Source organism: Ignavibacteriales bacterium, assembly GCA_026390795.1.
GTDB lineage: Bacteria > Bacteroidota > Ignavibacteria > Ignavibacteriales > Melioribacteraceae > Fen-1258.
This window is the reverse complement of record JAPLFG010000003.1, coordinates 1,112,962-1,127,282: the sequence shown is the minus strand read 5'-3', so window position 1 is coordinate 1,127,282 and position 14,321 is coordinate 1,112,962. Positions and strand designations below refer to the sequence as shown.

The 14,321-nt window shown below is 36.5% G+C and carries 12 protein-coding genes; 4 read left to right on the top strand and 8 right to left on the bottom strand.

Annotated elements, in window-relative coordinates; all coding sequences use genetic code 11:
- Positions 1 to 10: 10 nt before the first annotated feature.
- From NTX65_08560 to NTX65_08535, 6 genes are all read right to left on the bottom strand, one after another.
- A complete protein-coding gene (locus NTX65_08560; protein MCX6169378.1) occupies positions 11 to 1,366 on the bottom strand; it encodes a DUF1080 domain-containing protein in 1,356 nt (451 codons plus the stop codon).
- Positions 1,367 to 1,422: 56 nt separating this feature from the next.
- Positions 1,423 to 3,462, bottom strand: a complete 2,040-nt coding sequence (locus tag NTX65_08555; protein MCX6169377.1) for an alpha-L-fucosidase — start codon at positions 3,460 to 3,462, stop codon at positions 1,423 to 1,425.
- A 71-nt stretch (positions 3,463 to 3,533) separates the two neighbouring features.
- On the bottom strand, positions 3,534 to 3,713 hold the full coding sequence (locus tag NTX65_08550) for a hypothetical protein (GenBank protein MCX6169376.1): 180 nt from the start codon (positions 3,711 to 3,713) through the stop codon (positions 3,534 to 3,536).
- Between the two features lie 130 nt (positions 3,714 to 3,843).
- Positions 3,844 to 6,792: a GH92 family glycosyl hydrolase gene (locus NTX65_08545; GenBank protein ID MCX6169375.1), complete on the bottom strand. Its 2,949-nt coding sequence runs from the start codon at positions 6,790 to 6,792 to the stop codon at positions 3,844 to 3,846.
- Positions 6,793 to 6,853: 61 nt separating this feature from the next.
- Positions 6,854 to 9,094 carry a family 20 glycosylhydrolase gene (locus tag NTX65_08540; protein ID MCX6169374.1) on the bottom strand — a complete coding sequence of 747 codons (2,241 nt, stop codon included), beginning with the start codon at positions 9,092 to 9,094 and terminating at the stop codon, positions 6,854 to 6,856.
- Positions 9,095 to 9,108: 14 nt separating this feature from the next.
- Positions 9,109 to 9,612 (bottom strand): DUF1648 domain-containing protein, encoded by a 504-nt coding sequence (locus NTX65_08535; GenBank protein MCX6169373.1) that lies wholly within the window; start codon positions 9,610 to 9,612, stop codon positions 9,109 to 9,111.
- A 179-nt stretch (positions 9,613 to 9,791) separates the two neighbouring features.
- Here NTX65_08535 and NTX65_08530 point away from each other — a divergent pair, with 179 nt between their 5' ends.
- A complete protein-coding gene (locus NTX65_08530; protein MCX6169372.1) occupies positions 9,792 to 10,202 on the top strand; it encodes a hypothetical protein in 411 nt (136 codons plus the stop codon).
- 241 nt (positions 10,203 to 10,443) lie between these two features.
- On the opposite strand, the gene NTX65_08525 is transcribed toward NTX65_08530, so the two are convergent.
- Both NTX65_08525 and NTX65_08520 read right to left on the bottom strand, forming a co-directional pair.
- The gene (locus NTX65_08525) at positions 10,444 to 10,893 is read right to left on the bottom strand and encodes a hypothetical protein (GenBank protein ID MCX6169371.1); all 450 of its coding nucleotides are present in this window, start codon (positions 10,891 to 10,893) and stop codon (positions 10,444 to 10,446) included.
- A gap of 50 nt (positions 10,894 to 10,943) precedes the next feature.
- Positions 10,944 to 11,906, bottom strand: coding sequence for a fatty acid desaturase (locus NTX65_08520; GenBank protein ID MCX6169370.1), 963 nt, complete (start codon positions 11,904 to 11,906; stop codon positions 10,944 to 10,946).
- A 293-nt stretch (positions 11,907 to 12,199) separates the two neighbouring features.
- Between NTX65_08520 and NTX65_08515 the strand changes: the two genes are divergently transcribed.
- Genes NTX65_08515 through NTX65_08505 form a run of 3 tightly spaced genes read left to right on the top strand, consistent with a single transcriptional unit; the run spans position 12,200 to position 14,320 of the window.
- Positions 12,200 to 12,580: a hypothetical protein gene (locus NTX65_08515; GenBank protein MCX6169369.1), complete on the top strand. Its 381-nt coding sequence runs from the start codon at positions 12,200 to 12,202 to the stop codon at positions 12,578 to 12,580.
- A 13-nt stretch (positions 12,581 to 12,593) separates the two neighbouring features.
- The gene (locus tag NTX65_08510; GenBank protein ID MCX6169368.1) at positions 12,594 to 13,103 is read left to right on the top strand and encodes a hypothetical protein; all 510 of its coding nucleotides are present in this window, start codon (positions 12,594 to 12,596) and stop codon (positions 13,101 to 13,103) included.
- Positions 13,100 to 14,320, top strand: a complete 1,221-nt coding sequence (locus NTX65_08505) for a zf-HC2 domain-containing protein (protein MCX6169367.1) — start codon at positions 13,100 to 13,102, stop codon at positions 14,318 to 14,320. Before NTX65_08510 ends, NTX65_08505 begins: the two co-directional genes overlap by 4 nt.
- Position 14,321 lies beyond the last annotated feature (1 nt).

The window sequence follows — 14,321 nt, the reverse complement described above, 5'->3', positions numbered from 1 at the left end:
AGAGAGACTTTTATTTTAATACTCTAATCTTGATGTTTCTAAACGAGACTGCATTACCGTGATCTTGCAATAATATATATCCTTCTTTTGCCTCACCGAAATTCGGCCAGTCCTTATACTTGCTATACGCGACAAGTGCGCGCCACATCTGCGTACTGCGTTCATATTCAACAACTTTTTGATTGTTCATCCAATGTTCAACATGATTTCCTTTTACAACTATTCTGGCTCTGTTCCATAAACCGATTCCGTTAAAGCGAGTGTTAACCGGAGGAATTAAATCATATAGCGAAGAGAGAGTTCTGTTTCCTTTGACTCCCAGCTTTGCATCCGGGTGTTTATCGTCGTCAAGCAGTTGAAACTCACAGCCGATGGCAGAGCCCGGACCTTTATTCAACTCCGGATCGACAAAATATTTTATTCCGCTGTTTGCTCCTTCAGTTAAATTAAAATCAACTTCCAATTCAAAATTTTTATAAGTGCCCGTTGTTATTATATCGCCACCGTTAGCCGATTCACCACCCGATGAAGCTTGGACAGATAAAATTCCGTTCTTTACTTCCCAACCTTTCTCGGGAAATTTTTCAAGCTTTGCACCGCGCCAGCCGTTGGTTGTTTTTCCATCCCAGAGCAAAGCCCATCCATCTTTTTTTTCTCTCTCTGTTAAAGTATTGGGAATATAATTGAACTGTAGAATTTCATTTTTATCCGGTGATTTATATTTATCAAGGTTTGTTGTCATGATGCGGATATTTCTCCACATCACTTTTATTCCTTCCAACTTTTTATCGTTGCCAATACTATGAACTTGCAGACCGATAAACCCTTTCGGTGTCATGTTGTCGATTATATTTGCAGTTGGAATATCGTTAACCCAAACTCTAATTAAATTACCGATAGCTTCAACGCGGAATTTATTCCATTGATTATTTCTAAATGATTTTCTGCCCGGTTCATTTCGTTCAAGACTGTAAAGCCAAAGTCGGCGGGCTTCATCATAAATTCCACCGCTCCATGCTCGGGCTGACGGATCGATCTCAACCTGATAACCGTGAACTCTTCCGCTCTGATATTCAGGATAACTTTCGCTTCTTATCTGAACGCCGGAATTTAAATTCGTATCAACCTTGGTTTCAAATTCGAGTATAAAATCGCCGAATTTTTCTGTTGTGCAGAGAAAACTATTTGGAGAGCCAAGAACGGTTTCTCCGACAAGCATACCATTAACAATCGAATATTTTGCATTGCCGTTTAATTGTTTCCATCCATCAAGATTTTTTCCGCTGAATAAATTTTTCCAACCGCTTTGAGCATTAATCGAAACTGATAAAAGAATAAATAAAATAAAAAACATTTTTCGTTTCATTTTTTTGATTCCTTGAAATATGTAATTGGTAAAATACTTTTCTGATTAAGATAGTATTATTTATAAAACAAAATCTCGTTTGGAACTAATTGCTTCTTAAACCCGCCGCCTTCAATATAGACTTTCAAATCTAATCCGCCGGTTTTATTAAAATAACTAACTCGAATTGGATGATACCCAGCAGCAAGCGGAATCAATCCTTTCTTCTCACTTAAACCGTGCAGACCGTCATTATCGACAACTAATTTATCGCCGATATACAAATTGCTTCCGTCGTCCGAATCAGTATAGAAAGCGTAAACATCATTCTTGGATATTTTAACATAACCAATAAATTCAAAACCAAAATGCTCAAGTTCAAGGCGCGGAGAAAGATCAAAATTATTAAGTGTTCCAATTTTTTTTGAATCAAGTTTCGCAAAGTCTTGTAGTTTATTCCAATCGCCTTCATAGTAGGAATATTTAATTCCATCGGCTAATTTTTCAATATCCTCTGCTTCGATCGGAAATGCTTTTGTAAATGTTGCCTGTGAAGTACCGCTCACCGGAATTCCGTTTCTGAAACTTCTTGCAGAGACTAATGCGCAATCGTCCAATTGAATAAAATCTTTTACAACCGGAGAATTTAAATCCGGAATTGAACCATCAAGAGTGTAATGAATTTGCACATTCTCGCGGTTCGATTTAATCCGCACATCAATTTTATCAACAAATTGATCGAATGAATTTTCGATTATCGGCGGAGTGCTTATATCTTCTTTACCTGCAACATCCAAAACGATTACTGTGTTAATTGTATCCGGAGCTTCATTGGGAACGTCAATTACAATTGCGTCTTCATTTCTTGATGCTCTTAATCTCTCTTTAGAATTTGATAAAAGATAGGTCCGTTTAACCTTGTTGAAAATTCCTGGCACAATAAGTTTTCCATCTGTTGGCCAATTGAATACTTGGAGATAAAGCCGTGTATTTTTCCCGATTGATTTTTTTGTACATCGTCCCCAATCAAGTTTTTGAAACGGGTTTGCTTGTGTTCCGTAGATTGATTCACCGTTAACTTTCATCCACGAACCGATCTCTTTCAATCGTTTAATACTTTCATTCGGAAAAACTCCTTCGGCAGTTGGTCCGACATTCAATAAATAATTTCCTCCTTTTGAGGCGATATCTGCAAGCATTTGCAAAATTTCTTTTGTCGATTTCCAGTTTTTGTCATTCTTATTATAACCCCAATGATCATTCATTGTCATGCAAGTTTCCCAATCAACACCGGGCAATCCTGTCGCAGGTATCGTTTGTTCCGGGGTTCCGAAGTCGCCGCTGAACTCGCCATCTTTTGTAAATCCTTCCATACCGCTTCTTCCGGCACCGACACGGTTATTGATAATAATTTTCGGCTGAAGATTTCTAACATAATTGTAAAGCTCACGACCATATTTTGTATTCCAGGTATTTTCCCATTCTCCGTCGAACCATAGAACAGAAATATCTCCGTAGTTAGTAAGTAATTCCTTCAGCTGAGTTTTCATATAATCGAAATAGCGGTTGAAATCAGCACCGTTAGTCGAACGTGTCTTCTCCCATTCTCTTCTTGGAAGATAATCAGGATTATGCCAATCCATAATTGAATAATACCAGCACATTTTCAATCCTTCCTTGCGGCAAGCTTGAGCAAGCTCTTTCAGTATATCACGTTTGAAAGGAGTTGACATCACATTGAAATTAGACTGCTTGGAATCGAAGAGTTGGAATCCATCGTGATGCTTCGAGGTGATGACGATGTATTTCATTCCGGCATCTTTTGCCATCTTAACCCATTCGTCGGCATTAAATTTTACCGGATTGAATTTGGAAACAAAGCCGTCATATACATCAAGCGGTATTTGTGCGGAGGTTCTGATCCACTCGCCGTAATCAGTGTGACCATTCCATTCTCCCGCAGGAACGGCATATAAACCCCAATGAATGAATAAGCCGAAACGGGCTTCCCGCCACCATTTCATTCGCGCGTTTTTTTGATCTTTAGTTTCTTTGGTGAAGTCCTGAGCATGTATTGTTATTAGTGAGATGAGTAAAAATATGATCAGCTTTTTCATAATTGTTCTATCCGATTAATAAGATTGAGATTCTTCAGTTGTGAAGATATCACACCTTCAGAATTAAAAAATCATTCAACAATTATTTCATCAACAAAAATCCAGCTCTTGCCTCCTGCACCGGGATGCCATGCAGGACATCTTCCAACGTTTTTAGCAATCACTTTAATGTAACGGATTTTTGTCTTATCAAAACTTAACGAAAAATCATGGAGAATGACATCTGAAGTTTTTTGCGGAATTTCATTCACGACTTTGCCGATGTTTTTAAAATTTATTTTATCGGACTGGAATTAAAGCTATGTATACCGGAAAAAATATCCTCGGGGTAATACTCGGCACACAACCTTAGAATAATTAGTGTCAAAATATTTTTAAAAACTACTCTACAATAACTTCGTCTGCAAAAATCCACGCCTTGCTTCCTGCTCCTTTATGCCAAGGCGGGCAAATGCCGATATTCTTTGCCAAAATTTTCAAGTAACGTGCGGATGTCACATCAACCTTTGCCGAAAATCTTTTTATTATCAGTTCTGTACTTGTGCTTGGAATATCGTTCACAATATCTGCAACACGTTTAAAATTGATTCCATCATCGGAGACAGAGAAAACAACTTCGCGCGGAAGAAAGATCCAAACATTTGGATCATTTAAAAATCCAGCAGATAATTTATTAATGGAAGTTGGTTTTGTTAAATCTATAACTGCTTCCAGATCTGTTCCTTCTAATCCCTGCCACTCGCCATTTTGAAAATTTGTAGTGCCAAATCGTCCGTCTGTTAATGCCATACTACCGCCGCCATTGTATCTCTCATTGTAGGGTACGGTATAAGTTGCCGGCGGGTAATTTGACTTTATAAATGAAGAAGACATTGTAAAGCTGCGTTCATCTCTTTCTGTATATGAAAACGCTTTTATTGTTGTTGTATGATAAATAGTTATCGGTTTCTCATAGAGAGGCGAGCTAAAATCGGGCTCACTTCCATCAAGTGTATAACGGATTTTTGTTTTTGGTGTTTCGCAAATCAAACTTACTTTAAGAGATTCATAAAATGTTTCTCCATTGGAAGAAACATATGGCATCAAAACACCTTCATCAACAGGACGCATAGAAAACAATCCCTGATCTTCGTTACTCCAAGCTTTGTTAGGTTTGTCGCTCATAACAAAAATCATCTCGCCGCCTTTCATGATCTGGTCGTGTGTGAAATACGATTTTTCATAAGCAGTTCCATTGAACGATGCAATTTGAATGAATTTATTTTGCTCGGAATTATTTTGTGCATTAATAATAAATTTATTTCCGTTTTCAAGATTGATAGTAACTTTATCAAAAATTGGCGAGCCGATTGCGTATGTATTCTGACCCGGAGTAACAGGATAAAAACCCATTGCAGAAAATACATACCAGGCAGACATCTGTCCGCAATCATCGTTACCGCAAAGTCCATCAACTTTAGGTGTGTACAGATCTTTCATAATTTCGCGCACGCGTTCTTGAGTTTTCCATGGTGCGCCCGCATAATCATATAGATATGCAAAATTATGTGATGGTTCGTTCCCGTGCGCATATTGCCCAATCAATCCGGAGATATCCGGTTGAAATCGACCTTCCAGTTTCTCGGATTCATCAAAAAGCCCATCAAGTTTCTTCACAAAATTTTCATTGCCGCCGTGTAGATCGATCATTCCCTTTATATCTTGCGGAACAAAGAAGTTGTATTGATAAGCATTGGCTTCTGTGTATTGCTGAGTAACCGCCTTGGGTTCAAAAGGAGTTATCCAGGAACCGTCAGACATTTTTCCGCGCATAAATCCGGTTGATTTATCAAATAAATTTTTATAGAAGAGTGACCGTTGATTATATTTATCATAATCTTTTTCTTCGCCGATTTCTTTCGCAAATTGAGCAATGCACCAATCATCGTAAGAATATTCGAGTGTTTTAGAAACTGATTCATTCTCTTTATCGGCTGGAATGAAACCGCGTTCGCGGTATAATTTTTGTCCATGCTGTTCACGTTCCGCGCTTGTCTTCATTGCTTCCAAAGCGATTTTAACATCAAATCCGCGTATCCCTTTCATGTATGCATCAAAGATTACAGGTACGGCATGATAACCGATCATGCACCAAGTTTCATTTGAAGCAAGTTCCCAAACAGGAAGCAGTCCGCCCTCTTTATATTTTGCTAAAAGAGTTTTAACAAAATCGCCTGCGCGTTTTTGATCTATGATTGTGAAAAGAGGGTGCTCCGCGCGGAAAGTATCCCACAAAGAAAAAACAGTGTAATAATCAAAACTTTTTACTGTATGAATTTTATTGTCCATTCCTCTATATTTTCTGTCAACATCGATAAACAAATTCGGAGTCAACATTGTATGATAAAGTGCTGTATAGAAAATCTTTTTTTGATCTTCATCACTTCCTTCAACTTGAATCCGGTTTAATTCTTTTTCCCAAATTTTTTCTGCATTTTGTTTCACGCCTTCAAAATCAAAATTAGGAATCTCTTTTTGAAGATTTTTTCTGGCGCCGTCTATGCTTACAGCCGAAATACCGATCCGTACATAAATTACTTCTCCTTCTCCGGTAGCGAATCGAACATATCCTTTAACATCCGTACCGGAAGTTTCTGCATTGCCCTCATTCATTTTTCCATCCAACACCGTTCCGTAAATTGAATACGGTTTTGAAAATTCAGCAACAAAATAAACTGTATGCTCTTTTGCCCATCCGTGCGATTTGCGCATTCCTTCAACACGATTCATTCCGACAAATTTTATTTTAGATTCACAATCATTATCAAGACCGTGTTTTAAATCAATAATGATGTTCGCAGTTGAAGATTGCGGGAATGTGTATTTATGCAAGCCGGCACGCATGGAAACTGTGAGTTCGGCTTTTACTTTGTAATCAATTAAATAAACGCTGTAATATCCCGGAGAAGCTATTTCGGTCTCATGTGAAAACCTTGATCGGTAACCATCTCCCGGTTTTCCTTTCTCACCCGGTACAAACTTCAAATTGCCGACAGTCGGCATAAATAAAATATCGGCATAGTCGGTCGCGCCGGTTCCGCTCAAGTGAGTATGGCTAAAACCCATGATTGAATTATCGGAATAATGATAACCCGAGCACCAATCCCACCCTTCAATTCCGGTATCGGGTGAAAGCTGCATCATACCAAATGGGAGCGTGGCGCCGGGATATGTATGTCCGTGTCCGCCGGTGCCGATAAATGGGTCAACGTAGCTAATCAGTTTTTTATTCTGTGCAACACATGTTATTGAAAAAATGAATGAAAGTATTAAAAATATTTTTTTAATCATGATCGTCACCATTTGGAGAAGCTTCGAAGCCCTAAACAAACTACGAAGCATGTTAGTCAAATTAATTTATGAAATATAAACTCGCCGGAATCGTTCGTCTGCTGATTCCCGGACCTTCATATTCCAACTTTAAAGATTGATCGCCGTTGCCCTCAAAGTATAAAATTTTTACCGGATATTTTCCTGCTGGAAGATTCACCTTTGCGCTCATTTCTTTTTTGCTGTGAAACCCATCGTTATTAATTAATTCATTGTTATTTAAAAATAATTTGCTGCCATCATCAGAGTTTAAGTAAAATATGTATTCGCCCGTCTTCTCTATCTTTATATATCCATAGAGAGCAACACCAAAATTATCTTCTCTAGGATTAATATCGCTTAAAGAAATTTTATAAATTTTTCCGGTTCGAACCGGAGTTAAAGATTCAAAGTTAGGAATCGCCGACCATTCACCCTCATAATATTTATAGTTGAGCCCATTCACAGTGGAGTCTACAAAACTTATCATTACAGAGGATGTGACGCTGGTTTTTCCGTTTTTCAGAAATGTCTTTGCTTTGAGTAGAGCCGGTTTACTGATGATCAAGGGTTTTAAATATTTTAACGACGAGGTTGTTGGCTCGGTTCCATCCTTAGTATAATAAATCGATGATTCTCCGATAGGTTTAGTCATACTAATTCTTTGCTTTGTTGAAACAACCATTTCTCCGTTTTCAGAAAATGGAGTCGGTACACGGTAGTTGAATTTTTTTCTTGAAAGAATATCGTAATGTTTTATTATTCTTTTGGAGAAGTCGTTATAGTTTCTCAATTTTTTTGGTGACCACACTACCTCGCTTAAAGCGAGCAATCTTGGTAGAAGCATATACTCAACCTGGTCGGTCGTTTCTATATACTCTGTCCAAAGGTTTGCCTGCGCGCCCAGAACAAATTTTGATTCTTCATTATTCAAAGAATCTGGTATCGGCTCGTATGAATAGACTTTTTCCAGATTGGTATAGCCGCCGAATGCTTTTGGCTCACCGCTCAACCCTTGATAATGATCGAAGTAACAATACGCACCAGGACTCATAACAACATTATGTCCGGATCTTGCAGCGGCAATTCCTCCAGCAACGCCTTGCCAACTCATAACAGCAGCGTTAGGCGCGAGACCGCCTTCAAGAATTTCATTCCAGCCGATAATTTTTCTTCCTTTTGAGTTGACAAATTTCTCAATACGCTGAACAAAATAACTTTGAAGATGAAATTCATCTTTCAAATTCTCTGCTTTGATGCGAGCCTGACACTTTGGGCAGACTTTCCATCTTTCTTTCGGGCATTCATCTCCGCCAATATGAATATATTGGCTTGGAAATAGATCCATAACTTCAGTTAGAACATCTTCTAAAAAATCAAAAACTTTATCATTACCGGCACAAAAAACATCATCGTAAACTCCCCAAATAGTTCCTACCTCAAAAGGTCCGCCCGTACAAGAAAATTCGGGGTATGCAGTAATGGCAGCCAACGCATGTCCAGGCATTTCAATTTCTGGTACAACAGTTATAAAATTTTTTTGTGCATAGGCAACAACTTCCCTTATCTCGTCTTGTGTATAAAATCCGCCGTAAGGTTTGCCGTCTCCCATTGTTTCTTTGCGAATAGAACCGACTTCAGTAAGCTTAGGAAATTTTTTAATTTCGATTCGCCATCCCTGGTCATCAGTTAAATGCCAGTGAAAAGTGTTCATCTTATACATTGCGAGTATGTCGATATATTTTTTAATGAAAGCAACGGGAAAAATATGACGACAAACATCAAGATGAACTCCGCGCCATTTAAAACGGGGCGAGTCTTCAATTAATGCACATGGAATGGAAAAGTTTTTTTGTTTCGGCTCAACCGGCATCATTTGAAATAATGATTGCAGAGCATAAAAAATTCCGGCACCGCCTCCCGAAGTAATTGTAATTTTTTCCGGTTTAATTTCGAGCGAATATGCTTCAGGAGGAAGAATATCTTTTTTGATTTGCAAAAGGATAAGACTAGTTGGAATTGCGTTGTTCATTTTTGCAGTTGCTAATGATTTCCCGCCTGGTAAGTTGTGTATGCTTGAGGCTACAAGTTCGCCTAATTTTTTTAATTCATCTGTTGGTTCGTTTATCAAAATTTTTGTAGCAGGAGTTAAATTAAAAACTCCTTCAGCGACTTTAACTTTTACCGGTTTTGGTATTATGGAAATCACATCTTTAGGTTGGGAGTAAAGAAATGATGCCAACAAAATAGTCAATAAGAAAAATATGCTTGATAGTTTTTTCATTTTTATCCCGTTTTTTATTTATCCGTCTTATTAAAATGCGAAATCAGTTTAATAATCATGAAAGTAATAGTCGTTAAATAAATTATTAGATAGATCCACAGATTGAATTTTATTTTGTTTATGCCGGCAATATTTGCCGCATAAACTTCCTGCATAACTATAGTTAAAAATCCCAATGTGAGAGTTCCGAACCAAAGCATGAATTTCTTCAGTAAGATTACAGTTTCATCTTTACGTTCTTTGCTCAACCAATAATCTTTATTAGGAAGATTAAGAAATGATTCTGGGAGACGGTTTATTAGAAAGGCAAATCCACCGATTAGAACAGAAGTAAAGAGAATGATCAGAATTTGAATAATGAAAAAAGTTTTTTTGCTCATCCAGGCATCCGCATCGTTCTTGAAATTGAAATGCGATGCAACTGTTTCCGGAAGGTGCGAATAATAGAACACCGGCAATGTAAGAGATAGAATTAATGCCATTATAAAAATAATTGCGGCATACCTGGTATTTGACATGAAAGCGCTAAATTTTTGTACCAAAATCCGCAAAATTTAGGAGAGAGAAAAGAAGATTTATTCGATCTAAATTAATTACTTTAAAACAGTGATTAAAGAACACAGTATTTTTCTTCTGTTTTTGAAAAGAATAAGGATCAATAGAAAATCCAGCTAAAGTTGGTAAAGAGCCGCGGAAAATGAAACCGGTAAATAAATTGAGAAATGAGAAATTAGCTGAGGAGGAATTAGATACAAAACGCTCTACTGCTCTGAGCATATGGTTTATTATAATTCCTTTTTACTTGATCTTCTGCGCGGTAATGAAAATGACTTTCAATTTACATCTGCATTTATTTGATGTGTTTGATGAATTTTATAAATCATTTAATAATGGATTGTTAGGTAAGATCGTAGCGCCTTCAATTATGCTTGGTCTTCCGGCAATTGCGATAATTATAAATATGCTTTCGATTCTAGAAATGTATTATGACCGAAGCACAAGAGAATTAAGAATTAGACTTAAAAATAAACCACTGAATTTCCTCATATTACTTCTCGCCATATTAGTTCTTGGTTTATTTGTAGTGTATTGGTTTACCAAAGTTTAATTTATGAAAGGACATAAATGAGATTGTTATGGTTCAATCGTTACGGTATTTTTTTTCTGCCAAAGAGTTTAATCGGCTGGTTGATTTTTATGCTGGCACTAGTTTATGCGATATATCTTTTTATCGAAATAGATAATCGCTCGCACTCAGTAAGCGACACATTAATGAATTGGGTTTTTAATTGTCTCCTAATTGGTCTAGTATATACACTAGTAGCATATTTTACATCAAAGGAAAAAGATTAGAATATTATTCCAAACTGTGCCAGATGATGAGTAAAATGTTTTCTATGAAATATATCCCATTCAGTCTTATTCAACTCGCCAAATGTGGGATTAAGTAAAGTTGCTTCCTGATTATTCTCAAAATAAATGTAGTATGCTTCAGTTTCCAGAGCCAATACATTTTTTGCTTCTGCAAGTGTTTCGTATTCGAGAGGAAGTAAGTTCTCTCCTATAATCGGATTTATAAAATCTCTTGGTAATGGCCGGCTGCTAATCAATATTTTTTTTAGGACCGGCCATTTTTCGGGCGGAATAAAACAACCAACATTCAGCTTTCCGTTGCTTGTTCTTACTGCCAATATTAGATGCTCAACCATATGTTGGGCAGACATTTTACCCCAGAGTTGTTTCGTGTCTGAATTTAAATTATTAAAAAGGCTGAGTTTCTCTATCAGTGGTTTTTCCAAAGAATTTCCTTTCGATTTGAGTTAATTATGAACGGAATTAATTATTAGGATTATGCTGGAATATTGCTCTTATCAGATCTTACTAAACGCGAGTATAATGATAAACTTGGATCGAACAAAAAGCGGAGCCATAATTTAGTCCATGATTTATGAAAATAAAGATTATTATAAAACTCAGGCGCAGCTTCTTTTAATTTCGGTAGATTATTCCACGGAATGGAAGGAAAGTCGTGATGTTCATTGTGAAATCCGACATTCAAAGCGAAAAAATTTAATGGTCCGTAATAGCTGTATGTCTCCTGTGGAGGATGAGTTAAAAAGTGTTCTTGAATCCAACGGGCGCCCAAGGGGTGAAGTCCTACAGAAAAGAAGAGAGAGGCAAAAAAATAAAATATGGGAGTCCAGCCAAAGAAATAAACTAGTATGATGTCAAATCCAAATACAACAACCCAATTGAGAATTGTCCATTTATTCATGAATTCAATTGCTTTTAAACGCGGAGGTCTCAACGCTTGAAACACAGGGAATAAGAGCTCCCAGAAAAATTTTCCAAGAAAACCGTTACCAATTAATTTTGCTTCCCATCTGCTTGCAAGGTCCGCGTCGAGATAGTAATTGCCTTGGAACGAATGATGCTTTAGATGATAACTTCTGAATGAAATAGCTGTCGGGATTGCGTTTGGAATATCACATATAATACTTGAGACCATATTTGCCGGTCTGCTTTTAAAAATCAAATTATGCGAACACTCGTGAATTAAGACAAACAATGCGTGGTTTGCAAATGCTCCTACAAACCAGGCTGTTATTAAAACAATCCACCAAGGTTGACCGCTTAACAAGATTGCAATAGCAATTTGCATTGCAACAACACCCAGAATTAAAAAGATGCTGTATTGGTTGCGTGTTATAAAATTTCTTACTTCCGGATGAGTCTTTAATATTTCCCTTGTGCGTTCTTTATGAGGTTCCGGTAATTCAGAATACTTAAAATCATTTTCTAGTTTTAACATGATTCCATTCCTTCTTTCAATTCTCTAAACGATATTGAATTGATCATCAAAAGAATTTTACTTTCAGCATTAACGTAACAAGCAGGTATGAATAAGTCAATCCTTTTAAACTGCATTTTTGGAAAAGAAAAATTTTGTTTGTAGTCCAGGTTCTCAAATCTACACTATTAATTGAATTAATTAGATTTTTGTTGAAGCAGAATTATATTATTAATATTATATCCTCAAAAGAATAGCTCTTTTTGTTTCTTAGATTTCACAGGGTTATTATATAAATACCGTCTGGGATTTAAATGGGTTCACAACAATTATTACTCATCGCGCTTGGTGTTATAGTTATTGCTCTCATGATTTATGCGGGCACATCAATTATCCATTCTTATTTAGAATCTTCGAATAGAGATCAAATTATTACGGGAATGTACGATCTTGGATTAATGGCACAGATGTATTATAAAAAGACCGATACTTCCGGCGGCGGCGGGGATTATACAGGCTGGAAAATTCCCCCACAACTAAGAAATACTGCGATAGGAACATTTACCGCAACTGTTCAGAAAGCAAGAGTAAATTTGCGATGTAATGGAATGTATACCGGAAGAAATGGAACTTCTGTAGTTCGGGTGACTGCACGGGTTGATAAAAATGGTATAAGGATAACAGTTGTTAATTGAATAAAGGCTGAATTTGAGAATAGTAAATACAAATTATGTCAATCATTTAATTGAAATGTCCAGAACAGGAAGTAAAAGAGCTTTTTTTGATCTTTGTGAAATTAATTTAAAAAATATATTTACAATTTCTTACAGACTTCTTGCAGATTATAATACTACGAAAAAAATTACTCTCGATACTTTTTGGGGCGCATGGGATAATTTTAAAAACTATAATCCGAATACTCCCTTTGCAATATGGATAAAAAATTTAGCCATCCTTTATTCGATAAATACATTACGCAACACTTCATTTCAAATTCTGGCGGTAAAAGAGAAATCAAGCTACAGCTCAGAAGCCGAATATCTTGAAAAATTAATTATGGCTCTTCCAAATGACGACCGAATTATTTTTGTCCTTCATGATATTGAAGGATATTCTTACACCGAGATAAAGAATTTTTTTGAAGAATTAGAAATGGATGAAATAAAAACCAAGCTTATTAATACACGTGAATATCTAATGAATAAAATAAGCGTATGAACTGCGAAGAAGTAAAAATTAGTCTTCATGATTATGTGGATGAATCCCTAGATGGGTTTTTGAAACGGGAAGTAGAGACACATTTACGCGGATGTGATAAATGTTTTAATGAGTATAAAAAAATTCGGATTTTTTTTGACACATTAAAAAACCTTCCTTATACAATTGAACCTCCCAAAGAAATTGTAGAAATATTCTCTGCCGAATTGTTAAGTAGAAGTCTGAAGGAAGAATTACCGGAATCAGCTGCACCGCCGGTTACTAATTTGCGAAGACTTAAAAAGGAGCAGGCAAAGCAAGATAAAACACTAAGACGATCGCAGACTGCAAATCGCAAAAGTGTTGTTTCGCAAACAATTATGACTTCCCGGATTTCACATTCTCTTCCTTCTTTAGGAATTAATTGGAGCAGAATAATATTTATTCTTCTTCCGCTGGTTCTTTTTGCTGTGGGATATTTTATTTATGATATACAAAAAAACAACTCTCCATGGAAAGTAAATACTAAAGAAGGCTCAGTTGTTGTTAACGGAATTGTAGATAATCCTGGTAAAATTAGGCAGGGGGAGAGTTTGCTAACAGAAAGCGATTCTAAGGCGGCAATTCTTGTCCCTGGTGTTGGAAATATCGATATCGATGAAAACTCTCTTCTATTATTAGAAAAAGCAAAAGACGGTGATAATAGAATCCGTCTTAAAAAAGGAAATATTAAAATTGTTAATATGTCTACAATGCCGGACTTAGCTATTGACGTAGGAAATTGTGTGGTTTTAGACCGTAGCGGGCAATTCAGTATTTCGATTGATGATAATAATATTATAAATATTTTTGTGGAATTTGGCTTTGTAGAAATACAGCACGGTGATCAAACCGTTTATTTGAATGAAGACTACAATTGCGAAATTATATCTGGCAATAAAATTGGTGTTCCTTATCGAAGCGATGCCTCGGATAAGCTAATAGAAGAAGCGAAAAATTTTGATTACAACAGAGCAGATGAGAACACTATTCAAAATATTATTAAAGCTGCCACCGCTAAAGATATGCTTACTTTATTGGAATTGATTCCAAGAACATCAGAATTACACAGACTTGTTTTGTTTCAGGCGATAGCAAATAATTTTCCTCCCCCAGAAAATGTTACGCGTGCCGGTATAATTAAAGGCGATGTACAAATGCTCTATCTCTGGTGGCAGGAAATTGAATGGCAAATCTAAT